This window comes from Ferrimonas marina (assembly GCF_900129905.1).
Lineage (GTDB): Bacteria > Pseudomonadota > Gammaproteobacteria > Enterobacterales > Shewanellaceae > Ferrimonas > Ferrimonas marina.
Genome location: NZ_FQXG01000004.1, coordinates 1 through 23,555 on the forward strand (window position 1 = coordinate 1; position 23,555 = coordinate 23,555).

General features: G+C 61.7%; 19 protein-coding genes. 7 read left to right on the forward strand and 12 right to left on the reverse strand.

Annotated elements, in window-relative coordinates; all coding sequences use genetic code 11:
* Positions 1-404: 404 nt before the first annotated feature.
* Complete coding sequence (locus BUC04_RS10110; protein ID WP_067656270.1) at positions 405-2,453, reverse strand: FUSC family protein; 2,049 nt, start codon at positions 2,451-2,453, stop codon at positions 405-407.
* 27 nt (positions 2,454-2,480) lie between these two features.
* A complete protein-coding gene (locus tag BUC04_RS10115; protein ID WP_067656273.1) occupies positions 2,481-3,650 on the reverse strand; it encodes an FAD-dependent oxidoreductase in 1,170 nt (389 codons plus the stop codon).
* A 264-nt stretch (positions 3,651-3,914) separates the two neighbouring features.
* On the opposite strand from BUC04_RS10115, the gene miaB reads away from it, so the two are divergent.
* From miaB to lnt, 5 genes are all read left to right on the forward strand, one after another.
* A complete protein-coding gene (gene miaB / locus BUC04_RS10120) occupies positions 3,915-5,345 on the forward strand; it encodes a tRNA (N6-isopentenyl adenosine(37)-C2)-methylthiotransferase MiaB (RefSeq protein WP_067656275.1) in 1,431 nt (476 codons plus the stop codon).
* 121 nt (positions 5,346-5,466) lie between these two features.
* Complete coding sequence (locus tag BUC04_RS10125) at positions 5,467-6,555, forward strand: PhoH family protein (protein WP_067656277.1); 1,089 nt, start codon at positions 5,467-5,469, stop codon at positions 6,553-6,555.
* A complete protein-coding gene (ybeY, locus tag BUC04_RS10130; protein WP_067656279.1) occupies positions 6,548-7,003 on the forward strand; it encodes an rRNA maturation RNase YbeY in 456 nt (151 codons plus the stop codon). The genes BUC04_RS10125 and ybeY overlap by 8 nt, the downstream gene beginning before the upstream one ends.
* A gap of 33 nt (positions 7,004-7,036) precedes the next feature.
* Positions 7,037-7,918, forward strand: a complete 882-nt coding sequence (gene corC, locus BUC04_RS10135) for a CNNM family magnesium/cobalt transport protein CorC (RefSeq protein ID WP_067656280.1) — start codon at positions 7,037-7,039, stop codon at positions 7,916-7,918.
* Positions 7,915-9,459, forward strand: a complete 1,545-nt coding sequence (gene lnt / locus BUC04_RS10140; RefSeq protein WP_067656288.1) for an apolipoprotein N-acyltransferase — start codon at positions 7,915-7,917, stop codon at positions 9,457-9,459. The genes corC and lnt overlap by 4 nt, the downstream gene beginning before the upstream one ends.
* Positions 9,460-9,554: 95 nt before the next feature.
* Here lnt and BUC04_RS10145 read toward each other — a convergent pair whose 3' ends face one another.
* Together BUC04_RS10145 and radA are read right to left on the reverse strand one after the other, a co-directional pair.
* Positions 9,555-9,953 (reverse strand): hypothetical protein, encoded by a 399-nt coding sequence (locus BUC04_RS10145; protein WP_067656291.1) that lies wholly within the window; start codon positions 9,951-9,953, stop codon positions 9,555-9,557.
* Between the two features lie 226 nt (positions 9,954-10,179).
* Positions 10,180-11,547, reverse strand: a complete 1,368-nt coding sequence (radA, locus tag BUC04_RS10150; protein ID WP_067656293.1) for a DNA repair protein RadA — start codon at positions 11,545-11,547, stop codon at positions 10,180-10,182.
* 173 nt (positions 11,548-11,720) lie between these two features.
* On the opposite strand from radA, the gene BUC04_RS10155 reads away from it, so the two are divergent.
* On the forward strand, positions 11,721-14,081 hold the full coding sequence (locus BUC04_RS10155) for a PilZ domain-containing protein (RefSeq protein ID WP_067656295.1): 2,361 nt from the start codon (positions 11,721-11,723) through the stop codon (positions 14,079-14,081).
* 40 nt (positions 14,082-14,121) lie between these two features.
* Here the strand turns inward: BUC04_RS10155 and serB are convergent, their stop codons facing one another.
* Positions 14,122-15,030, reverse strand: a complete 909-nt coding sequence (gene serB, locus BUC04_RS10160; protein WP_067656297.1) for a phosphoserine phosphatase SerB — start codon at positions 15,028-15,030, stop codon at positions 14,122-14,124.
* A gap of 91 nt (positions 15,031-15,121) precedes the next feature.
* On the opposite strand from serB, the gene BUC04_RS10165 reads away from it, so the two are divergent.
* Complete coding sequence (locus tag BUC04_RS10165; RefSeq protein WP_067656299.1) at positions 15,122-15,784, forward strand: AhpA/YtjB family protein; 663 nt, start codon at positions 15,122-15,124, stop codon at positions 15,782-15,784.
* Here the strand turns inward: BUC04_RS10165 and deoD are convergent.
* The 7 genes from deoD to BUC04_RS10200 form a co-directional block, all read right to left on the reverse strand.
* The gene (gene deoD / locus BUC04_RS10170; RefSeq protein WP_067656303.1) at positions 15,744-16,448 is read right to left on the reverse strand and encodes a purine-nucleoside phosphorylase; all 705 of its coding nucleotides are present in this window, start codon (positions 16,446-16,448) and stop codon (positions 15,744-15,746) included. The two genes, BUC04_RS10165 and deoD, sit on opposite strands and share 41 nt — an antisense overlap.
* A gap of 23 nt (positions 16,449-16,471) precedes the next feature.
* On the reverse strand, positions 16,472-17,686 hold the full coding sequence (locus BUC04_RS10175) for a phosphopentomutase (RefSeq protein WP_067656306.1): 1,215 nt from the start codon (positions 17,684-17,686) through the stop codon (positions 16,472-16,474).
* Positions 17,687-17,696: 10 nt separating this feature from the next.
* Positions 17,697-19,028, reverse strand: coding sequence for a thymidine phosphorylase (deoA, locus tag BUC04_RS10180; protein WP_067656309.1), 1,332 nt, complete (start codon positions 19,026-19,028; stop codon positions 17,697-17,699).
* 48 nt (positions 19,029-19,076) lie between these two features.
* Entirely contained in the window at positions 19,077-19,847 is a 771-nt protein-coding gene (deoC, locus tag BUC04_RS10185; RefSeq protein WP_067656312.1) for a deoxyribose-phosphate aldolase, read from the reverse strand.
* 279 nt (positions 19,848-20,126) lie between these two features.
* On the reverse strand, positions 20,127-20,906 hold the full coding sequence (locus BUC04_RS10190; RefSeq protein WP_073325840.1) for an outer membrane protein OmpK: 780 nt from the start codon (positions 20,904-20,906) through the stop codon (positions 20,127-20,129).
* A gap of 385 nt (positions 20,907-21,291) precedes the next feature.
* Entirely contained in the window at positions 21,292-22,077 is a 786-nt protein-coding gene (locus BUC04_RS10195; protein WP_067656316.1) for an outer membrane protein OmpK, read from the reverse strand.
* Positions 22,078-22,298: 221 nt separating this feature from the next.
* Complete coding sequence (locus BUC04_RS10200) at positions 22,299-23,546, reverse strand: NupC/NupG family nucleoside CNT transporter (protein ID WP_067656318.1); 1,248 nt, start codon at positions 23,544-23,546, stop codon at positions 22,299-22,301.
* Positions 23,547-23,555 lie beyond the last annotated feature (9 nt).

The following is a 23,555-nucleotide window of genomic DNA, read 5'->3' on the forward strand; positions in this document are numbered from 1 at the left end:
CCGCTCGTCGTCTCCAGGTGTCCCCAAGCATGGAAGACAGTCGAGCTTGAAGGCCGTCGCCGTGGGACGGCCCGTTAAATCCGGCTCCCGCAACCGCTTCTGGTCAGAAAAAAAGACACTAGGATACGATATGAATGGTTAGCTCGTCGGGCTCAGCTTTTCATAAAAGCCGCGAAGGTCGTCCCTTCAAATCCGGCTCCCGCAACCACATTCCTCGAAAGAGCCAGCCACTGTGCTGGCTTTTTTGTGCCTGATTTTCACCACTTGTCGCCCCCAGGTGTCCCCAAGCATGGAAGACAGTCGAGCTTGAAGGTCGTCGCCGTGGGCCGGCCCGTTAAATCCGGCTCCCGAAACCACATTCCTCGCTAAGCCGGCCTCTCTCTTCCACCAAGCTGAAACCTGGCCTAGCGGCTTCTCCTCTCCGGCGGTGAGGCCTTCAGTATCTCCACCATGGAAAAGTAGCGCTCTAGGTAGAGGCTCAATTGGTAAAGGGCAAAGCCCCGACGATCCGCAGACGCGTCAGCCAGCAACTCCTGCAGCCAGCGCTGCTCTTGCGTCAACGGCTCGATGTCGCCCTGGCGCCCATCGATCGCCCTGATCAAAGAAGCGTATGCTTGGTCAAACAGCCTACGCAGTCGACTCAGCTCCTCCTCCGACAACCGCGACTCCTTACCCAGCTGTGGTACCAGAACGTTGAGGTGACCCATCGCGCCCTTGTAGATCGCTAACAAGCTACTGCTGTTGGCCGAATCGGCGTAACCAGGCTCCTGTCGCATCTGTGCCAGGCTCGCCGTCAATGCGACCCCCTGTTCGTACGCCAGGCGTCGAGCTCGCGCCAGCTCCACCGTCGCAGGCTGTGCATCTGCCAACCCCTGTAACACCCGCTGCAGATAGCGATGCAGTGTCGCCAGGGCCGTGCGCCTCAACTGGGCCTGACGCCCCCCCTGCCATTGCGGCCAAAGGAATCGATAAGCCAGGTAGATCAGCAAACAGCCGATGACCGTATCCATCATTCGCGCCAGCAGCACGGTGTTGTCCGCCATGTTGATCACATCCAGGGCCAACATCAGCACCAGGGTCGCGCCCACGGTTGTCCAACCATGATGGATCTGCACCAGGGTCAGCGTCAGTGGCAACAAACAGAGCACCAGTATTAACGACCAACTCGGTGCCAGCCCCAGTTGCAGCCAGACACCAGCCAGCGCAATCCCCCCAAGGGTGCCAAACGCCCGTTGCCAGACACGACTGCGAGTGGCCACAAAGCTGCTTTGTCGCACCATGATGATAGTACTGAGGATCCAGTAGCCGTTCTCCAGCGGCAGCTGCTCGGCGATCAGCATCGCTGCCGCCAGGATCAGGGCCAACCGGGCCGCGCCCCGTCCAACCGGACTGGACCACCGCATCATCTGTCGCCACTGCTGCCAGGGGCTGCGCTCCTCCACCGGCAGAAACTCCCTTTGGAACAGGGGGGCGGCCCGGTATGCCAGTCGGGTTATGCGCTCCGCGTTATCCGCCATATAGCGCGCCACCAGACCGCGCCGATCTGGCCCCGCATCGGCTCGCAAGGCCTGGGTGAGCTTATCCACCACCTCCGAAGGTGGCGCGCCCGAGCGCAGATCCCGCCCGGACTCCAGGTCCCGGCTCAACTGGGCCAAACGCTGGGCAATCTGTTGGGTCCAGCGGCGATACAGAGGCAAGTGTTTCGGCTCCGTCAGCACCGAACTGGCCAGCGCCGGTTCTGGTAGCGCCTGCAATCGCTCCTGCAGATCCACCGCCGCGACAAAGGCATTGCGCAGGGGGGCGATACCCGGCTGGTCCTGTACCGCCGCCAGCTGCCTGCGCGAAGATTGCAGCTGCTGGCTCAGGGCATCGTCAAAGTGTGGCGCCAGCCGCATCTGTTGCAGCTGTTCAGGCCGCTCCGCCATCAGATTACTCAGTCGGGCGTAGGTGGCCGCCAAAGATTGCCTCAGTGGCAATTGCCGCCACAGCCGGTACCACAGAGCGCTGAACAGCAGCAGCCAGAACGCCGCCAAACCAAACCCCAGCGCCAGTTGCCAGGCGGGATACAAAGACGCCGTCGCCAGACCGATCACCCCTAAGGTCAGCACTCCCATCCCCAACTTACCGGCCAGCTCCCCCCAAGCCGCGCAACTGGCCATAAAAAAGCCCAACAGGGCAAACCAAAGCGGTAACCCGTTGGGCAGATAGAGCGCGATGGTGGCGCTGAGACCCGAGCTGATGGCAAAGCCTAATACCCCAAGCAGCCCTCGGCGGCGCCAGTGTGCTGAGGGCAGGTCAAGCGAAGAGACCAGGATCCCGGGCAGCACCAGCATCGCCAGCACAACACGTTCAAGCTGGTCCAGGGTAAAACCCAGGGCCAGCGCCAGTGCCATCGCCGTGGTCAGGCGCAGGGCATTGTTGATGTGTGGGTTAAACCAGATGGCTGTGGTCAAAGCGTCCCTGCTGACATCGAGGTGGGATTACAGACCCATAGCGTAACGCATCACCTGATTCTTGATAGGCCCCGATCGCTGTGCCGCCATCAGACCCAGGTTGCGGACCAGTGCCAGCGGCCGGCGCTGATTGGAAAACAGGTTGTAGAACAGGTCCATGGCCGACTGCATCATCAGGTTGTCCGGTCGACGGCGACGCTGATAGCGCTGCAACACCGTGGGGCTCCACCAATCCTGCTGCTGGTCCAGCGCCTCGCCGATCACCTCGGCCAGGGCTCGGACATCCTTGAAGCCCAGGTTCACCCCCTGCCCCGCCAGCGGGTTGATGGTGTGGGCTGCATCCCCCAACAGTACCATCCGCTGCTGGACATACTGCTGGGCGTGCTGCCGGGTCAGCGGGAACGAGGCGCAGCGCTCAATCTCAAACGCCCCCAGTCGGTCCGGGAAGTGATGCTGGATCTCCGCCGCCAGCTCCGCCGGACGCATCGCTTTGAGCTGGGCAACCCGCTCGGGGCTGTCATACCAGACCAGGCTGGCATGCTGGCCCACCAGCGGCAGGAAGGCCCGCGGGCCGGCCGGGGTGAACTCCTGCCAGGTGATGCGCTGCTGCGGCAGTTCGGTGCGGACGTTGATCGCCAGGCAGTGATGACGATACTGCCAGCCAGTCACCCCGATCCCCGCCGCCTGGCGTACCCGGGATTGGGCGCCGTCACAGCCAAGCATGATCTGCCCCTGCAACGTCCGATCCCCCAACAAGAGGTAGGCCCCCTGCTCGTCCTGCCAGAACTTCGAGGGAGCCTGCCCGGTCATTAGGCTGATGCTGGGATGCTGAGCCACCCCATCCCACAGCGCCAACTGAACCACCCGGTTCTCAACAATGTGGCCCAGGTGGCTGTGACCCAGCTCTTCGGCCTTGAAATCCACCTCACTGCGCTGCCACTCCCAGGTAGCCAGGGTGTCGTAAGGCGCAGCTCGACGGGCCAACACTCCAGGCCAGGCCCCCAACTCTGCCAGCAACTGCTCTGAGGCGGCACTGATGGCACTGACCCGCAGATCCATAGGTTGGTCAGCCTCAAACGAGGCCGGAGTCTGGGCTTCCACCAAGCCCACGGAGAGGCCTCGTTGGGCCAGGGCACAAGCGGCTGCAGCGCCGACCATGCCGGCACCGACGATCAGCACATCATACTTCTCTGTCATAGCGATCAATCGTCTCGTTTTTCCTGATGCCAGTGTACGGCAAAGAGGCTCTTGCTTCATGCTCATGGAGCCCAATAGCAACGAAATCGAGCATCTATTCGATACGACATCGCGCTCGACTTTGTCCCACATCTGAGCCAGTTAGCTCGCATGCTCAGGCAAAGCCCCGGCGGATACCGGCGCAACGCTGGTCAGCAGCGCGCTTCGGCGCTAAAATGTGCCGCTAATTTTTTCCTGGCCTGTAACTTTGAGCGACGCTGATTGATGAGCAAGAAACTGCACATTAAGACCTGGGGCTGCCAGATGAACGAGTACGATTCCGCCAAGATGGCCGATCTGCTCGACGCCTTTGGTAACTACACCCTCACCGAGGAAGCAGAAGAAGCCGACGTGCTGCTGCTGAACACCTGCTCCATCCGAGAGAAAGCCCAAGAGAAGGTATTCCACCAACTCGGTCGTTGGCGCCCCCTCAAGGAAGCCAACCCCAAGCTGGTGATCGGCGTGGGCGGCTGTGTGGCCTCCCAGGAAGGGGACGCCATCCGTGAGCGTGCCCCCTTTGTCGACATCGTGTTCGGCCCCCAGACCCTGCACCGCCTGCCGGAGATGATCGGCAAGGTGCAAAGCGGTGAGAAGGGCGTGGTTGACGTCTCCTTCCCGGAGATCGAGAAGTTCGACCGCCTGCCGGAGCCCCGTGCCGAGGGCGCCACCGCCTTTGTCTCCATCATGGAAGGCTGCAACAAGTACTGCTCCTTCTGCGTGGTGCCCTACACCCGCGGCGAAGAGGTCAGCCGCCCGCTGGACGACGTCCTCTACGAGATTGCCCAACTGGCTGACCAGGGTGTCCGCGAGATCAACCTGCTGGGTCAGAACGTCAACGCTTACCGTGGCGAAACCCACGACGGTGAGCTGTGCCATTTCGGTGATCTGCTGCGCTTCGTTGCCGCCATCGACGGCATCGACCGCCTGCGCTTCACCACCAGCCACCCGGTGGAGTTTACCCAGGACATCATCGATGCCTACGCCGATGTACCGGAGCTGGTCGACTTCCTGCACCTGCCGGTACAAAGCGGCTCTGACCGTATCCTGACCATGATGAAGCGCAACCACACCGCGCTGGAGTTCAAGTCGATCATCCGCCGCCTGCGCAAGGTGCGTCCGGAGATCCACATCAGCTCCGACTTCATCGTTGGCTTCCCCAACGAGACCGATCAGGACTTCGAAGACACCATGAACCTGATCCGCGAGATCGACTTCGATCAGAGCTTCTCCTTCATCTACAGCCCTCGCCCGGGTACGCCGGCGGCGGACATGCCGGACGACGTCGAGGAGGAGACCAAGAAGCAGCGTCTCTACATCCTGCAGGAGCGCATCAACCAGCAGGCGATGCAGTTCAGCCGTCGCATGCAGGGCAGCGTCCAACGCATCCTGGTGGAAGGCACCTCCCGCAAGAACGTGATGGAGCTGCGAGGTCGCACCGAGAACAACCGGGTGGTCAACTTCGAAGGCCAGCCGGAGCTGATCGGCAGCTTTGTCGATGTGGAGATCACCGAAGTGCTGCCTCACTCTCTGCGTGGTAATCTTATCCGTACCGAGGATGAGATGGATCTGCGCCGCGAGTTGCGCCCCTCCGACATCCTGAAAAAGCGGCCCAACAACCAGCTCGATGAGCTGGGTGTGGCCACCTTCCAGCCTTAAATAGGTACGAGGACGGGCAAAGCCCTGCTAGGCTCAAGGCCATAGCCACCGTTGCTTGGGGTACCCCTCCCCAGGCAACGTGCCCCTGGCAGCCCAATGCCCAAAAACCTAAGGAAAGAGATTGAGTAGCAAACTGCTGACCCTCGAGGTCTACCTGGAGCCGGCCCAGAACCAACGTCTGGCGGCACTCTGTGGGCCTTTTGACGACAATCTGAAACAGATCGAACGCCGACTTGGTGTCGAGATCAGTTACCACAACAACCACTTCACCGTGGTTGGCCAGGCCATTCAGGCCAACAGCGCCATCGAGCTGTTGAAATCCCTTTATGTAGAAACCGCCGCCGTCAAAGGCAAGATGCCGGACCTGGAACCGGAAGCCGTGCACCTGGCGATCCAGGAGGCGGTGGCACTGGAAGCGGAAGACACCAGCGCCATGGGTGACGAGGTGTTCCTAAAGACCAAGCGTGGCGTGCTCAAGCCCCGCAACCCCAACCAGGCCCAGTACATCCGCAACATCATCGCCCACGACATCTGCTTCGGTGTCGGTCCGGCCGGTACCGGCAAGACCTACCTGGCGGTGGCTGCAGCGGTGGATGCCCTGGAGCGCCAGGAGATCCGCCGCATCCTGCTGACCCGTCCGGCGGTGGAAGCCGGTGAAAAGCTCGGCTTCCTGCCCGGTGATCTGAGTCAGAAGGTTGACCCCTACCTGCGCCCGCTGTACGACGCCCTGTTTGAGATGCTCGGCTTCGAGCGGGTTGAGCGCCTGATTGAGCGCAACGTCATCGAGGTGGCCCCACTGGCCTACATGCGCGGCCGTACCCTCAATGACGCCTTCATCATCCTCGATGAGAGCCAGAACACCACGGTGGAGCAGATGAAGATGTTCCTGACCCGCATCGGCTTTAACAGCCGCGCGGTGATCACAGGTGACATCACCCAGGTCGACCTGCCCCGGGGCACCCGCTCCGGCTTGCGTCACGCCATCGAGGTGCTGCGTGACGTCGACTCCATCAGCTTCAACTTCTTCCAATCCTCCGACGTGGTCCGCCACCCGGTGGTGGCCCGTGTGGTCGAGGCCTACGAGAGCTTTGAGCGCGCCGAACAGGCCAAGAAGGCCCAGAAAGAGCGCGAGCGCCGCGCTGAGCGTGAGGCCCTGGCGGCGGGTCAGCCTCTGCCGGTACCGCCCTCGGCGGAGTCCAACCATGAGTAACGACCTGGATTTGCAGCTGGCCATCGAGGCTGACAACCTGCCCAGCGAAGCCCAGTTTCAACGCTGGGTGGATACCGCCCTGGCCAGCCACCAAGCCGACAGCGAGCTGACCATCCGGGTCTGCAGCACCGAGGAGAGCCAGCAGCTCAACCGCGACTACCGTGGCAAGGACAAACCCACCAACGTCCTCTCCTTTCCGTTCGAGGCCCCACCCGGTATCACCCTGCCCCTGCTGGGGGATCTGGTGATCTGCGCCGAGGTGGTTGAGCAAGAGGCACAGCAACAGCAAAAAGCGCCGATGGATCATTGGGCTCACATGGTGATCCACGGCTGTTTGCATCTGCTAGGCTACGATCATATCGAGGATAACGAGGCCGAGCAGATGGAAGCGCTGGAGCGCCAGCTGCTGGCCCAACTGGACATTGCCGATCCCTATCAAGAGCGGTAATCTGACCCTGTGTCCCCAACCCAAAGAGAAACCATGAACGACGACCAACCTCCGTCGAGTCACGCCAAGCAAAAGCCCGGCCTGCTCGAACGATTGAGCCAACTGTTCGCGGCCGAGCCGCAAAACCGCCAAGACCTGGTAGAGGTGATCCAGGACGCCGAAGAGCGTCAGCTGATCGATGCCGACACCAAGGAGATGATCAACGGGGTGCTGGATGTCGCCGAACTGAAGGTTCGCGATCTGATGATCCCCCGCTCCCAGATCATCGCCATTGAAAAGAATCAGACCGTGGAGGAGTTCCTCCCGGTGGTGATCGAATCCGCCCACAGCCGCTTCCCGGTGATCGACCGCGATAAGGACCACATCGAGGGGATCCTGCTGGCCAAGGATCTGCTGGCCTGGGGCTTTAATGGCCACACCGAGCTGACCCTGGATAAGGTGCTGCGTCCTGCGGTGGTGGTGCCCGAGAGCAAGCGGGTCGATGTGCTGCTCAAGGAGTTCCGCTCCGAGCGCTACCACATGGCCATCGTGGTGGACGAGTACGGCGGCGTCTCTGGCTTGATCACCATCGAGGACATCCTCGAAGCGATCGTCGGTGACATCGAAGACGAGACCGATCTGGAAGAGGATTGCCAGGCCCACATCCGCCGCATCAGCCGGCAGGTCTGGTCCGTGGCGGCACTGACCCCCATCGAGGAGTTCAACGAACACTTCGAGAGCCACTTCTCCGACGACGAATACGACACCGTCGGTGGCCTGATCAGCCACGCCTTCGGCCACCTGCCGGAGCGCGGCGAGTCCATCGAGCTCGAGGGCTTCGAGTTCAAGGTGGTCAGCTCCGACACCCGCCGCCTGGTTCAGCTCCAGGTCAGGGCCATCAGTAATCAAGCGTACAAGGACCCGTCCGCGGCGTGAAATCACTCAATCTAACAGCGGGGCTCAGCCCCGCTTTTCGTAGCCAGGCCCTGTGGCGGCCACTGCTTGCCTTTGGCCTGGGCGGTCTCGCCCACCTGGCCTTTGCCCCCTGCGACATCTGGTGGCTGCTGCCCCTGGCCCTGGCCGGCCTGATGCAACTGGTGGAGCGGCGCAGCCCCCGCCAGGCGGGCTGGATCGGCCTAAGCTGGGGCTTTGGCCTGTTTGCCTTTGGCATCCGCTGGGTCCACGTCAGCATCGACAATTTCGGTGGCATGCCACTGCTGTTCTCGCTGCTGCTGATGGCCCTGCTGTGCCTCTACCTGGCCATCTACCCTGCCCTGGCGCTCTACGCCCTCAATCGCTGGTTTAGCCAATCCTCCCTCAGCCGCTGGCTCGCCTTCCCGGCCCTCTGGTTGCTTACCGAGGTAGCCCGGGGCTGGATGCTGACCGGCTTCCCCTGGCTCTGGTCCGGCTACAGCCAACTCGAAGGCCCTCTCAGTGCCCTGCTGCCCATCGTCGGTGTACTTGGCACCGGCTTGGTGATCAGCGCCCTGGCGGCGGCCCTGCCGTCGTTGCTGCAGCGACGCTGGGGATACCTGAGTGTCCCCGTTGTGGTCGTACTGATGACTTTGCTTGCCTCCCTGTACCAGCCCATCTCCGCCACCGGTAAACAGGTGGATGTCGCCCTGGTGCAGGGGGATATCCCGCAAAGCCTGAAATGGGAGCCGGAGAATCTCTGGCCCACCCTGGTCAAGTACCAGGATCTGAGCCGCCCCCATTTCGATGCCGATCTGATCATCTGGCCGGAAGCTGCCATCCCGGCGCCCGAGCACCTGGTGCGGGAGTTTCTGTTCCAGCTGGACTGGGGGCTGAGCGAAGCCGATGCGGGCCTGATCACTGGCCTTATCAGCATGGACACCCAGAAGAACTTCTATAACTCCCTGATGGTGCTGGGAGAGGATCCCAATGGTCCGCCCATGAACCCCAGCCAACCCGGTCGCTACCACAAGCACCAGTTGCTGCCCATCGGCGAGTTTGTGCCCTTAGAGGACCTGCTGCGTCCGCTGGCCCCCTTCTTCAACCTGCCGATGTCCTCGTTTCAGCGCGGCGACGCGCTGCAGCCCAACCTGCTGGCCGGCGGTGTGACCCTGGCTCCGGCCATCTGCTACGAAATCGCCTTCCCGGAGTTGGTGCGCCAGAACACCCACGAAGATACCGATCTGCTGCTGACCGTCTCCAATGACGCCTGGTTTGGCGACTCCATCGGCCCGATTCAGCACATGGCCATCGCCCAGGCCCGGGCGCTGGAGCTGGGCCGGCCGCTGCTGCGGGTCACCAACAATGGCATCACCGCGGTGGTGGATCACCAGGGCCGGATCACCGAGCAGCTGCCCCAGTTCACCACCGGGGTGCTGCGTGCCCCGGTCGAGCTGGTCGAAGGCCGTACCCTGTTCGCCCAGTGGGGGCAGCGCTGGCTCTACCTGCTTGCTATCGCCATGCTGCTATTGGCCGTTGGCCTGGGCCGTCGAGCCCAGCACTAGCCTGGCACTCAAAGGCGCGAACCAAAACGCAGAACAAAGAAGGCAGCCCATGGGCTGCCTTCTCGTTTCTTAGAGCTGAATCCGCTTCTCCCAGGCTAATCCGGGTTTTCCACCGCTTCATCAAGATTCAGCTCGTTAAGGATCAGAAAGCTATTGAGGCACTGGCCACCGGATTTGTCCTCACACAGCACCAGCGTCGGCTCCGCCTCGACAACCTCTGCCTCGGTCTCCGGTATAAGGAACAGGATGGAGAGGAAGGAGAAGGTAAAGGAGAACGGGATATGGGTCAGGGTGTAACCCAGGTGCTCGCTGCGGGTCATCGACTTGTCGAAGATGGCGACGTAAAGGTGGATAAGGATAACGAGTGCCACCGGGGCACAGAACAGCAGCAACAGATTGCCGGTGTACTCCACTTCCAGAAAATGCAGCAGCACCGCCAGCAGCACGTGAGTCATGGAGATGATGGGTGGCAGCGCCAGCAGGGTCTTGATCATGGTGGGAACCGGTTATCCTCAGACAATGGGGTCTTTCAATACGCAGCCCCGGACCAACATGGAGCAACGACGCTGAAAACTCTGGCCTGGTACTCAAGGCTCAGAGCCGGCTTAAGCTACCAATTCGCCCCAGACCGATCAACGACTTGTCGCTGATTGCCTTGGCGGTTCAGCAGCGACAACACAACAACGGCAGCCCGAGGGCTGCCGTGCTCCACTGCGAGGGTTACAACGCGTCCAGCGCCTCGGACAGCTTGGTCACCGCCACCACCTCCATCCCCTCGATGGGGCTGCGCGGCGCATTGCCCTTGGGCACGATGGCGCGACGAAAGCCGTGCTTGGCCGCCTCGGACAACCGTTCCTGGCCGTTGGCTACCGGCCGGATCTCACCGGACAGACCCACCTCGCCGAACACCACCAGCTCACGACTGAGGGTCAGGTCGCGGAAGCTCGACACCATCGCCAGCAGCAGCGCCAGATCCGCTCCGGTCTCGCCCACCTTAACGCCCCCCACCACGTTGGCGAACACGTCCTGATCCGACATCAGCATGCCGCCATGGCGGTGCAGCACCGCCAGCAGCATCGCCAGCCGGTTCTGCTCCAGCCCCACCGCCACCCGGCGCGGGTTGGCCAGCTGACTGTGATCCACCAGCGCCTGCAGCTCCACCAGCAACGGGCGGGTGCCCTCCCACACCACCATCACCACCGAGCCCGGGGATTGCTGCTCGCCACGGGACAGGAAGATGGCGGAGGGATTAGCCACCTCTTTGAGGCCCTCGCCGGTCATGGCGAATACCCCCAGCTCGTTCACCGCGCCAAAGCGGTTCTTGTGGCTGCGCATGGTGCGAAAGCGGGAGTCCCCCATGGAATCCAGCAGGATAGAGCAGTCGATGCAGTGCTCCAGCACCTTGGGGCCGGCCAGGGTGCCGTCCTTGGTGACATGGCCCACCATCAGGATCGCCACGTTGTTCTGCTTGGCAAAGCGGGTCAGGTAAGCCGCGCTCTCCCGCACCTGGGCCACGCTGCCCGGGGCGGACTGGATGTCGGCCATGTGCATCACCTGGATGGAGTCGATCACCATGATCGACGGCTTCTCCTTCTCCGCCACCAGGCAGATCTGCTCCACCGAGGTTTCCGACAACATCTTCAGCTTGTCGGTGGGCAGCGCGAGACGCTTGGCCCGCATCGCCACCTGCTGCAGGGATTCCTCACCGGTGACATAGAGTGCGTTCATCTGCTGCGACAACTGACACATCACCTGCAGCAGCAGGGTGGATTTACCGGCGCCGGGGTTACCGCCAATCAGGATCGCTGCCCCCGGGACGATGCCGCCTCCCAGCACCCGATCCAGCTCGCCGTAGCCGCTGGAGAAGCGCGGCACTTCGGTCAGGTCAATCTCCGCCAGGGTCTGTACCTGACTGCCACCTGCGCCGGCATAACCGGTGTAGCGATCGCCGCCACGGCTGGGCTTACTGCTGCCCAAGCGCACCTCGGTCAGGGTGTTCCAGGCACCGCAAGCATTGCACTGGCCCTGCCAGCGGGGGTGGTCGGCACCACAGTCATTGCACACGTAGGCGGATTTGCTCTTTGCCATTGAGAGACCATCTTCGAATCAACAGGATGGCGCATTATAACAGCCTCCGAAGCCGTCGCAGCTCCCTGCTTTCGCCCCCGCTCAGGAAAGCAACACAGAACAATACACCTCGGGATTACAGCAAGATAGAACGCGGTTACAATGATTGGCGTCGTGAACAGAACGAGTGATGCATGGATCCCCACAACGCCGCCCTGATTGAACAGTTCAAGCCCCTGCTGCGGGAAGCGGATTTCGACCTGATGTTCGAGCAGCTCTGCGGTGACTTGCCGCAAAGCGAGCGCTTCCTGCTGAAGATGGAGCTGACCCGACTGAACCAGGAGAGCCGGCAGGCACTGGATCTGCGTCAACACAGCCCGCTGCCCTGCAACGAGGTGGAGATCGGCGGTGTGCGCCATTACCTCGACCGACCTAACGCTGAGCGGCTGCGCCAGCTGGTCGGTCTCTATGGCGATCGTCTCACCGTCGGTGCGGTGGAGGAGCTGCTGTCCCAGGTGCAGTCCCACCAGTTGATTGACCAGATGGAGGACGCCGACGGCCAGCCATTGCTGCCCGGCCATTGTCACCTGCTCCCCCTGGGCCACTACACCGTGCGAAAAGAGCAGCGCCGTACCTTTGCCACCGAGGTGATGCTGGCCCAACAGGGCGATCCCATCCACGGCCTGACCCTGGACCTGTCAGTACGGGGCTGCCGCATCCGCACCGAGTCGGATCTGCGCCTCGACCCGGAGCGCCCGGTGACCCTTTACTTTACCGCCCTGAGCAAGGAATACGTCATCCCGGCGCTGGACCTCGGCGTGCGCTATGACATCGTCGGCAAGGAGCACCAGAAGGGCTTTTTGGTGCTGCGGCTGAAACGAGCCGCCGTCGATCCCAACCAGGACCAGGAGCTCAGCCGGGTACTGCAGGCCAGCGCGCTGCGTACCACCCCTGAGCTCAACCACCTGGTGGCCACCACCCGCAGCCACGGCTACGAGCGCCACCTGTTGCCCACCCTGTCCACCCTGCCCATTGCGCTGCAGCGCAAGGAGGGGCGCTGGCAAACGATCCTGGCGCTGAAGACCAAGGCCAACCAGGCCACCTGGCACTACTGGGACAACGAGCGCGGCGCCAGCCAGCTCTCGGCAGTGCTCACTGACTCCCGCATCAATCGTCTGCTGCGTGAACCGGACAACCCGGCCCACACCCTGCTGTACAGCTTCCAGATCAAGCAAAAAGAGCAGGTGCTGTTCTTCAGTGCCACGGTGGCAGAGCTGCTGCACAACGGCGATGCCGACGCCTTCCTGGCCCTGGCCAGTCGCCAACCCAGCTTCCGCCTGCACCAGTTGGGCTATCAAAGCCTCAAGGAGGCGGATCTGCGCCGGGCCCTGCGCGATCCCATCAGCAACCAGCCGTTTGATCCGCTGGTGTGCCAGCAGTTTCAGCATGTACGGGTACTGCTGACCCTGCAGCCGCTGGACGGCGCCGAGCCCCAGTACTTTTCCCAACGGCCCCAATCAGACGATCCCAACACCCTGCGCCGCTACGGCATGAGCCGGGTCAACGACGATCCCATCCAGGCGGTGTTTCTGGCCCTGAAGGAGCGTCGCCGCGAACCCCGCTTCCGTCTCAGCTCCGCCGCGCTGCTCACCTTTGACCGTCAAAGCTGGCCCGGCACCACGCTGGACATCAGCCCCAACGGCATCAAGCTGCGCCTGCAGCAGCCGGCGGCCCTGACCCTGGGCGAGGAGGTGCTGTTGGCCCTGCCCAAGCTGCAAAGCCTGGCGGGTAAGCTCAAGCTCAGCGCCATGCCCTACCAGGTGGTGGGTATCCAACGGGACCAGCGCACCCTCCGGCTCAAGGCGCTGCGACGGGAAACCCACATGGGCGTAGTGTTCCTCTCCCACCTGCTCAGCAAGAACCGGGACAAGCTGCCCCAGGTGGGCGGCACCGCCCATCACCATCAGCTGATCGAGGGGATGAAGAACTTCACCCTGCGCCAGCTACACCCGGTGCCCTTCTTCTCCCACAAAAGCGGCAACCGCCACCAGATCGACACCATCGGATTTGGCGCTCACCCCAGCCTGCTGTTCAACGCCCTGATTGGCCAGGTGCGTAGTGAGGTGGACCTGTCCTGGCTGCTGCTCAACCGCCATCTCACCACGCTGCTGACCGGACTGCGTCAGCAAGCCCAGTCCCAGGCGCTGGAGGTGGCGATAAAGCTGCCCAGAGAGGGCGAGCCGGCGGAGATCATGGCGGTAGAAGACAACAGCAAAGGGTTGAGGGAGTTTATCCTCGAAGGGATCGTCCGGCGCCGCTTCCTCGGCTTGCGGATAGAGCTGCACCCGGCGGGTAAGCCCGATCTGGACTATCTCCAGCAGGACCTGGCGGCCATCAGTGGCCATGCCCTGCACCGGGCTCGGGAGCTGGAGGATGCCCTATGGCAGGTTCAGGGCTGTGGCCAGATGCTGGATATCAGTCAGGATCTGATGGTGCGCTGCCAGCTGGAAAGCCTGATCCCGCCGATGAAGCTCGGCGAGCAAGCAAACAACTGAAGCCGAAGCCGCCGTCCAGCAAGACAGCGGCTTCTTTGTTTTAGGGCGCCAGCATCCCCAGTACCGCATCCAGACCCAGGGTCCCCAAGTGGGCATCGACCTGGGCCGCCACCGCCGGTTTGGCGCGAAAGCCCACCCCCAGGTTGGCCTGGGCCAGCATCGGCAGATCATTGGCGCCGTCTCCCAGCGCCACCCACTGACTCCGGGCAATGCCATAGCGCTGACCCAGCATCTGCAGTATCGCCGCCTTACGCTCGGCATCGACAATGCCACCCTCCACCTCGCCGGTCAGCAAGCCATCCTGCTCGGCCAGGTCATTGGCCTCGAAGTAATCCAACCCCAAGCGCTCGGCCAGCACCCCGGCGATGCGGTTAAAGCCGCCACTGGCCAGGGCCAGGCGCCAGCCTCGTTGTTTCAGCTCCAGGCACAGACGTTCCAGGCCGGGATTGAGCGGCAGATCCGCGGCAATCTCATCCATCACCGCCACCGGGATCCCCTTGAGCATCGCCACCCGCTGACGCAATGACTCGGCAAACTCCAGTCCCCCCTGCATCGCCAACTCGGTCACCTCGGCCACCTGGTCGTAGCAGCCCCCCCGCCGGGCGATCTCATCGATGCATTCAATGGCGATGGCGGTGGAGTCCATATCCATCAGCAGCAAACCCGGCTGGCTGAGCTTGGGCAGGGCCGCCGGCAAGGCCAGCAGCTCACAGCCTGCGGGGGCCTCAGGCAGGGATTGTCGTCCCTGGCCCTGCCAGCCCACTCGCTCCAGGGCGTCGTGGATCCGCTCCGCCACCACGGCGGTCTGAGCCCCCTGCTGTGCCAGCGCCGCCAAGCTCTCGGCTTCCAGCTTGGGCCCCAGTAGCATCCAGGTGGGTAGGGCCGGGTCCCAAGGCAGCAGATCGGCGGCCAACTGGGCGACGGCGGGCGAGGTGGCGGGCTGACTCATCGGGCTAAATCCTTGTTTTGCTTCTATTCCAAATCGAACCCTATTATAAATAGCTGGTAAGGGAAGGAAACGCTTTGTACAGGATGTCACCATGAGGCTCCCTCGCCTGCTGCAACTTTTGCTGGCTCTGCTGTTGATGGCCACCCTCGCCTGGCAGTGGCAGCAGATGCAGCAACAACGGCTGCAGCTGCAGCAAAACCAGCAACAGCAGCTGGCCGAGCACTACCTGCAATACGCCAGCCACGGTGCCGCCATGGCGCTGGCACTGGATGATCTGGATGCCCTGCAGTGGGGGCTGGACCAGTGGTTGCAGGACCCCACCATCATCGCCATCAGCGTCTTCAGCTACCAGGGCGAACGTTTGGCCCATGGCCAAAACCTGTTTCCCCCCCATGCCCTGCCCGACGAGACCACCCTGTCACAGGCCCTGGCTCGATTTCCGCCCCTGACGGTGCCGATCCAGGATGACCAGAAAGCCTACGGCTATCTGCGGCTGCGGCTCAATCGCTCACTGATGATGCGCGATCTGCGCCGCCAGGACAGCCAGAGCCAGTTGGATGGCCAGCGCATGCTGCTGCTGTTTGGCCTGCTCGGCGCCTTGCTGGCCCGGGGCCTGTCGTTTAAACGCGCCCGCTACAGCAGCCTGCGCCACGCCGAGCAAAAAAAACGGGCCCAGCCTGTGGCTGAGCCCGTTGATACCGAGGTCGCGGCGATTACAGCAGCGACTCCAGGGTCATCTCAATCATCTCGTTGAAGGTATTCTGACGCTCGTCGGAGCTGGTCGCTTCACCGGTACGGATGTGGTCGGATACGGTGACCACGGTCAGCGCCTTAGCACCGTATTCCGCCGCGACGCCGTACAGGCCTGCCGCTTCCATCTCCACGCCCAGTACGTTCATCTTCTCCATCACATCGAACATCTCCGGGTCCGGGGTGTAGAACAGATCGGCGGAGAACAGGTTGCCGACCCGAACCGGGATCTGCTTCTGCTCAGCGGCATCCACCACCTTGCGCAGCAGGCCGTAGTCGGCGATGGCGGCAAAGTCGTTGTCCTTGAAGCGGGTGCGGTTCACCTTGGAGTCGGTGCAGGCACCCAGGCCCACGATCACGTCGCGTACCTTCACGTCGGTGGAAACGGCACCGCAGCTGCCAACCCGGATCAGGTTCTTCACACCGTACTCGGTGATCAGCTCCTTGGCGTAGATGGAGCAGGAGGGGATCCCCATGCCAGAGCCCATCACGGAAACGCGCTTGCCCTTAAAGGTGCCGGTAAAGCCCAGCATGTTGCGAACGTCGGTAACCTGCTCAACGTTCTCCAGGAAGGTCTCAGCGATGTACTTGGCGCGCAGCGGATCGCCCGGGAACAGTACGGTTTCAGCAAAGGCACCAGCCGGTGCATTAATGTGAGGAGTAGCCATTAATAGACTCCGTAGTCATAGATTTATAAGAAGGAGGTGCCGTAATCCATCGGCGCCAAACCAAAATGGGTAGCCAGACTCTGGCCGATATCCGCAAAGGTGTCTCGCTTGCCCAGGCTGCGCGGGGTCACGCCGGGGCCAAACAGGATCACCGGCACATGTTCACGGGTGTGATCGGTGCCGGTCCAGGTGGGATCGCAGCCGTGATCCGCGGTGATGATCACGATGTCACCTTCCCGCAACCGGGACGTCAGTTCCGGCAGACGGGTGTCAAAGTACTCCAGCGCCTGAGCGTAGCCGTTCAGATCACGGCGGTGGCCGTAGGAGGAATCAAAGTCGACGAAGTTGGTGAACACCAAAGAATTGGCGTCAGACTCGTCCACCGCTTTCAGGGTGGCATCCCACAAAGCTTCCAGGCCGGTGGCCTTAATCTTCTGGGTAATGCCGCGGTGGGCGTAGATATCGGCAATCTTGCCCACCGACACCACCTGTCCGCCGGCGTCCGCCAGCTTGTCCAGCACGGTCGGGGCCGGCGGCTCTACCGCGTAATCCTTGCGGTTGCCGGTACGGGCAAAGTCCATCGCACTGCTGCCAACAAAGGGCCGGGCGATCACCCGTCCGATGTTATAGGGCTCCAGCTCCTCCCGGGCGATCTGACACAGCTGGTACAGTCGCTCCAGGCCAAAGGCTTCCTCGTGGGCAGCGATCTGGAACACGCTGTCCGCCGAGGTGTAGAAGATGGGCGCACCAGTGCGCATGTGTTCTTCACCCAGGCGCTCCAGGATGGCGGTGCCGGAAGCGTGGCAGTTGCCAAGAAACTCGGTCAGCCCGGCCCGGGCCAGGATCTTGTCGGTCAGCTCCTTGGGGAAGCTGTTGTGCTTGTCGGTGAAGTAGCCCCACTCGTACAGCACCGGCACCCCCGCCATCTCCCAATGGCCGCTGGGGGTGTCCTTACCGGAGGAAAGTTCGGCGGCAAAGCCATGGGCCGCGGTCACTTCCGCCTCCAGGTTGAAGCCTGCCGGCACCTGGCCGGTGCTCTCAAAACCCAGTCGGGCCAGGCCCAGCTGGGTCAGGTTGGGCAGGTTCAACGGGCCGGAACGGCCAATCTCAGCGCCCCCTTCGGCACACACCCTGGCGATGCTGCCGAAGGTATCGGCCCCGGCATCACCAAACTTGTCCGCGTCATCCGTGGCACCAACACCGAACGAATCCATCATCAATATAATGGCGCGACTCATTCCATTCTCCTTATGCGGCCGGGCCCCGGACGATCCGGTAGACCTCAGGCGTAAATTGGGGTTGCTCAAGCGACACGGTGATGGCCGCTCGCAGGGCCTCGGCGGCACGCTGCCACTGGGCCTCATCCTCGGCATGCAGCAGCGCCAACGGCGTCTGCTCGTTGACCTCCTGGCCCAGGGTGCAGAACTGCTCAAAACCGACGCTGTGATCGATCGCCTCATCCGGCACCGAGCGGCCTCCGCCCAGGTGCACCACCGCCATGCCGATGGCACGGGTGTCCATCTCGGCAACAAAGCCCACCGATTGGGCCAGTACCGGCTTGCTCACCGGCGCCTTGGGCAGGTAGCGATCATAGTGTTCAACAAAATCTTCCGGGCCACCGAGTCCGGCCACCATCAGGCCAAAACGGCGCAGGGCTTCGCCGCTATCCAGGGCCTGTTGCAGCTTCTGCCAGCCCTGTTCGGTGGTCTCGGCCAGCTTGCCCAGCACCAACAGTTCGGCCCCCAGGGCCATGGTGATCTCGTGCAAGCGGGGATTACGTTGCTCGCCATTGAGGTAGCGCACCGCTTCGCGGATCTCCACCGCGTTACCGGCACTGGAGGAGAGCACCTGGTTCATGTCGGTCAGCAGCGCTGAGGTGGGTACCCCGGCGCCATTGGCCACATCCACGATGCTCTGGGCCAGCTGCTCCGACGCGTCATAGCTCGGCATGAAGGCACCGCTGCCTACCTTAACGTCCATCACCAGCGCATCCAGACCGGAGGCCAGCTTTTTCGACAGGATGGAGGCGGTGATCAGGGCAATGGAATCCACCGTAGCGGTGACATCGCGGGTGGCGTACATCCGCTTGTCTGCCGGCGCCAGATCACCGGTCTGGCCGATGATGGCCACCCCGGCCTGCTGAACCACTCGGCGGAAGGTATCGTTGTCCGGCGTGATGTTGTAGCCGGGGATCGCCTCCAGCTTGTCCAGCGTACCACCGGTGTGGCCCAGGCCACGACCGGAGATCATCGGCACATAGGCACCGCAGGCGGCGATCATCGGCCCCAGCATCAGCGAGACGCCGTCACCGACGCCGCCGGTGGAGTGCTTATCCAGCACCGGACCGTCCAGCGCCAGGTCATCCCAGCTCAGCACCATGCCCGAATCGCGCATCCCCTCGGTGAGGGCAACCCGCTCTGCGGCGGTCATGTCGTTGAAGTATACCGCCATGGCAAAGGCGGCGATCTGACCTTCGCTGATCTCGCCAGAGCCGATGCCCTGGCAGAAGAAGTGGATCTCATCGGCGCTCAGCGCCTGGTTATCCCGCTTCTTGCGAATGATCTCTTGAGGTAAGAACATCGAATCCCTCCCAGCCAACAGTGGGGGCCAGGCCCCCAACTCGATGACTCAGTAGCCTTGACCTTGTGCCGGTGCCTCACCATGGCCCAGGGTGGCCAGCAGGCTGGCCAGCAGGCTGGAGGCGCCAAAGCGGAAGGTGCGGGGGGAGACCCAGTCCGGACCCAGGATGGAGGCCGCCAGTTGCAGGTACTCCTGCGCCTGTTCAGCGTTACGCACACCACCAGCCGGCTTGAAGCCGATCTTCGGGTCCTTGGCCTTGATCACCTCCATCATGATGCGGGCAGACTCCAGGGTGGCGTTGACCGGCACCTTGCCGGTGGAGGTCTTGATGAAATCTGCGCCGGCATCGATGCTGATCTCGGAGGCCTTACGGATCAGGGCTTCCTCTTTCAGCTCACCGGTCTCGATGATCACCTTCAGCAGCACGTCGCCGCAGGCTGCCTTACAGGCTTTTACCAGGTCGAAACCCACCTGCTCATTACCGGCCATCAGCGCGCGGTAGGGGAACACCACGTCCACCTCGTCAGCACCGTAGGCCACCGCGGCGCGGGTCTCGGCCACGGCGATCTCGATGTCGTCGTTGCCGTGGGGAAAGTTGGTCACCGTAGCGATCTGCACGGCGTCGGCGCCGATCTCACGCAGGGTCTTGCGGGCAATCGGGATAAAGCGGGGGTAGATGCAGATGGCGGCGGTGTTGCCAGCCGGGGACTTGGCCGCATGACACAGGTCGATCACCTTTTGATCGGTGTCATCGTCGTTGAGGGTGGTCAGGTCCATCAGGGTCAGTGCACGTTGCGCAGCGGCGTTCAGATCGCTCATTGGTGATCTCCCAGTTCGATAGTAATAGGCAGTATAGATAAGTTCACTCGCCCCTAACGGACCGGGAAACGCCGGGCGAACCCTGTAAAAAGGGCGCACGGAACCGGTCTCGTCACGGTGAGGCGACGCGGACTTGGTTCCTTGAAGATCAAAGGTGGGGGCCCTGCTGGAGCACCAATCCTCGCGAAAAATCCCTTTCCCCGCAAAAATTCGCCGCAAGAATAGCAAAAGGGCCTGCCAAATGGCAGACCCTTCTACAAGTAACTTATTCAATCACCATTAAAAGTTGTACTTAACGGTGTAAATCAGGCCGTCCTGGTAAGCGGCGTTACCCAGCTTGGCATCGGCGTAGCGGTACTGCAGGCCGGTGGTCACGTTGTTGGGCAGGTGCCACCACAGTGCCACGGCACCGTTGTGGCCGGTATTGGACTCGTGCACGCCGTTCTCACCGTAGGCGTCGTCACGGGCGAACTCGGTCTCGTGCCACTGGGACACGCTGAACTTCTGGCTGCCGATCTTGAAGTCGTAACCCAGAACGTAACCGGCCATGCCGCCGTTCCAGTCAGCAAAGCCAAAGTTGTTGGCGGCGTAGTGGACACCGATGAAGGGCTTCATCCAGAAACCGGACTCGGTGAAGATGTTGTAGCGCACACCGTAGACCTGGTTGTTCTCATAGAAGCCGGAGCTGTCCATGATGGAGTAGTTCTGGGCATAGAACTGAACGTTCTCGATGCCGGTGTTGATGCCCATGGTGCCCTTGATGGCAACACGGGTGGCATCACCGCTGTTGGACTTATCGGAACCGGCAAAGGGGTTTTCCAAGTCGATAAAGCCGTAAACATCACCCCAGGTGAAGCCAGCGCCGCCCTCAGCTTCCAGGAACAGGAAGTCGGTCTTGGTCTTGTTGCCATCGATGGTGTTGCGGTCGATGGTCTTATCGGTCCAGTCCAGGTAGTTAACGGAGACGGAGCCAAAGCCATACAGGTACTCGGCACTTGCCGGGGCAGAAAGGGCCAGAGCAGCAGCGCCTGCAACGGCCAGAGTTTGGAATTTTTTCATCATAAACCTACATCAAATCTCGGTGTTTCTTTGTCCTTATTTCTGCCGCTGTCCCTGCTGGCATGTGAATTCTATTCACATGCGATTCAGATACAATTTGAACATGAGCTGAACCGGTCAAATTTGTGCACCAGATCCCACTTCATGCACAAATGAGTTATTTTCACGATGGTTTTTTGACCAGTTAGATCCGGGGCTTGGAAGGATGTCGCAATCGGACTGCGCAGAAAGTCGCCCGTTCGCCGTCAAGGCAAGGGCTGGCCACTGTGAAATGCCGTGATGAGCTGATAGGAATGAAGGGGATTAACAAGTCACTCTAGAGCCATAGGTTAGCTTGAGACAAGATAACAAAAAGCCGGCTTGGTGCCGGCTTTTTGCTTAAAGGCTAAAAATTATACTTTAACGTGTAGATCACCGCATCGCCGTAATCCGCCTGCCCCAGCTTGTTGTAGAAGTAGCGGTACTGCAGCCCCACGGTGAAATTGGCCGGCAGGTGCCACCAGAATGCCAGGGCACCATTGTGACCGGTGGATCCCCCTCCGCCACTGCCGCCGTAACGGTCGTTGCGACCAAACTCGGTTTCATGCCAGTTGGAGATGGAGAATTTCTGGCTGCCGGCGTTGAAGTCATAGCCAAACACCCAACCAAGCATGCCGCCGTTGGTGCCGGTCCAGCTCTCGGTGCGGGTGTAGTTCAGCCCCAGGAAGGGGGTAATCCAGAAGCCGGATTCAGTGAACAGCTTGTAGCGGAAGCCCAGCACACTGGTGCTGTCATAGAAGCTGTTACCCATGGCGTAGTAGTTCTGGAAATAGCCCTGCCAGTTGTTCCAGATGTTGTAGCCGACAGAGAACTTGGCGGCGATCCTAAAGGAGCTGTTGCCCTGGATCAGGCCATTCTCGTTGCCAGAGGGCTGGTCGTTGCCCTCGAAGGCGTTTTCCAGGTCGAAGAAGCCATAGATATCACCCCAGTCAAAGCCTGCTCCTCCTTCCAGCTCCAGGTAGTAGAAATCTTCCTTAAAGCCGCCGGAGTCACGCTCGGTGCTCGAGCTCCAATCCAGGTAGTTGACATTAAAATCGGCGAATCCATACAGGTACTCGGCGCTTTGCACCTGGGGCGCCAGCGTGGCGGACGCCAGTATGGCCAAAGCGAGTGGCTTGGCTGAACGCATCATCATCCTCTCCTGCCCTTGTGATTATGAAGGCCCACCACCGTTAGCCGCCATGGCGAAGCCACCCTAAACCTTAGACAAGGAACTTGGGTTCGCAATGTTTTGCCGTCCCGGGTAACTGCTGGCAGCCACGCGCTCAGCTCCGCGCTGTAAGCCGCCCGAGGATACAAACAAAAACGGCTGCCCGAAGGCAGCCGTTTGGTCAGGGTAACCGAACCGGTCGATTACATTGCCAGACCCAGGAACAGACCCGCCAGGGTCGCGCTCATCAGGTTGGACATGGAGCCGGCAACCACCGCACGCAGGCCCAGCTGAGCCAGGTCGTGGCGACGGGACGGCGCCATGGCACCCAGACCACCCAGCAGGATGGCGATGGAGCTCAGGTTGGCGAAGCCACACAGGGCAAAGGCCAGGATCGCCTGGGTGCGAGCGGTCATCTCAGCACCGTTGATCAGGGCTTCACCACTCAAGTAAGGCGCCAGGTTGATGTAGGCAACAAACTCGTTCACTACGATCTTCTGACCAATGAAGGAACCGGCTACCAGGGCTTCTTCCCACGGCACGCCCATCACGAAGGCCAGCGGCATGAAGATGTAACCCAGGATCAGCTCCAGGCTCAGGCCTTCGAAGCCCACCAGCTCACCGGCCCAGCCGATGATGCCGTTGAGCATGGCGATCAGGCCGATGAAGGCCAGCAGCATCGCACCAACATTCAGGGCCAGCTGCAGACCGGAAGAGGCACCGGCAGCAGCGGCGTCCAGCACGTTGGTGGGCTTGTCCGGATCCTCGGCGATGTCACCGACATCCTGGTGAGGCTCTTCGGTTTCCGGCTCCATCATCTTGGCCATCAGCAGGCCACCCGGGGCCGCCATGAAGGACGCAGCAATCAGGTACTCCAGCGGTACACCCAGACCGGCGTAGCCCGCCAGTACGGAACCGGCTACGGACGCCAGACCACCGGTCATGATGGCGAACAGCTCGGAGCGGGTCATGGTCGGGATAAAGGGACGAACCACCAGCGGCGCTTCAGTCTGACCGACGAAGATGTTGGCGGTAGCCGACATGGACTCAGGGCGAGAGGTACCCAGTGCCTTCTGCAGGGCACCACCGATCAGGCGGATGATCCACTGCATCACGCCCAGGTAGTAGAGAACCGCGATGAGAGAGGAGAAGAATACGATGATCGGCAGAACGTTAATCGCGAAGATAAAGCCCACCTTGAAGGCGGCCAGATCGCCGAACAGGAAGCCGATGCCGTCGTTGGCGTAGCCAATGACCGAAGACACCTTCTCGGACAGCCAGCCCAGGGCACGCTGGCCCGCCGGTACATACAGTACCAGGGCACCCAGTGATGCCTGGATAGCAAATGCACCACCTACGGTGCGCCAGTTAATCGCGCTGCGATTCGATGACAAACCATAAGCGATCGCCAGCAGGGCAACGATCCCCACTAAACTCATCACAATACTCATTGACCCATT

What these genes read in the sequence shown, in the direction of transcription:
- BUC04_RS10195 (WP_067656316.1), bottom strand. Translation starts at nt 22,077, where the DNA reads ATGATGCGTTCAGCCAAGCCACTCGCTTTGGCCATACTGGCGTCCGCC.
- deoA (WP_067656309.1), bottom strand. Translation starts at nt 19,028, where the DNA reads ATGTTCTTACCTCAAGAGATCATTCGCAAGAAGCGGGATAACCAGGCG.
- corC (WP_067656280.1), top strand. Translation starts at nt 7,037, where the DNA reads ATGAACGACGACCAACCTCCGTCGAGTCACGCCAAGCAAAAGCCCGGC.
- BUC04_RS10145 (WP_067656291.1), bottom strand. Translation starts at nt 9,953, where the DNA reads ATGATCAAGACCCTGCTGGCGCTGCCACCCATCATCTCCATGACTCAC.
- BUC04_RS10165 (WP_067656299.1), top strand. Translation starts at nt 15,122, where the DNA reads ATGAGGCTCCCTCGCCTGCTGCAACTTTTGCTGGCTCTGCTGTTGATG.
- serB (WP_067656297.1), bottom strand. Translation starts at nt 15,030, where the DNA reads ATGAGTCAGCCCGCCACCTCGCCCGCCGTCGCCCAGTTGGCCGCCGAT.
- miaB (WP_067656275.1), top strand. Translation starts at nt 3,915, where the DNA reads ATGAGCAAGAAACTGCACATTAAGACCTGGGGCTGCCAGATGAACGAG.
- ybeY (WP_067656279.1), top strand. Translation starts at nt 6,548, where the DNA reads ATGAGTAACGACCTGGATTTGCAGCTGGCCATCGAGGCTGACAACCTG.
- deoD (WP_067656303.1), bottom strand. Translation starts at nt 16,448, where the DNA reads ATGGCTACTCCTCACATTAATGCACCGGCTGGTGCCTTTGCTGAAACC.
- radA (WP_067656293.1), bottom strand. Translation starts at nt 11,547, where the DNA reads ATGGCAAAGAGCAAATCCGCCTACGTGTGCAATGACTGTGGTGCCGAC.
- BUC04_RS10200 (WP_067656318.1), bottom strand. Translation starts at nt 23,546, where the DNA reads ATGAGTATTGTGATGAGTTTAGTGGGGATCGTTGCCCTGCTGGCGATC.
- BUC04_RS10175 (WP_067656306.1), bottom strand. Translation starts at nt 17,686, where the DNA reads ATGAGTCGCGCCATTATATTGATGATGGATTCGTTCGGTGTTGGTGCC.
- BUC04_RS10155 (WP_067656295.1), top strand. Translation starts at nt 11,721, where the DNA reads ATGGATCCCCACAACGCCGCCCTGATTGAACAGTTCAAGCCCCTGCTG.
- deoC (WP_067656312.1), bottom strand. Translation starts at nt 19,847, where the DNA reads ATGAGCGATCTGAACGCCGCTGCGCAACGTGCACTGACCCTGATGGAC.
- BUC04_RS10115 (WP_067656273.1), bottom strand. Translation starts at nt 3,650, where the DNA reads ATGACAGAGAAGTATGATGTGCTGATCGTCGGTGCCGGCATGGTCGGC.
- BUC04_RS10190 (WP_073325840.1), bottom strand. Translation starts at nt 20,906, where the DNA reads ATGAAAAAATTCCAAACTCTGGCCGTTGCAGGCGCTGCTGCTCTGGCC.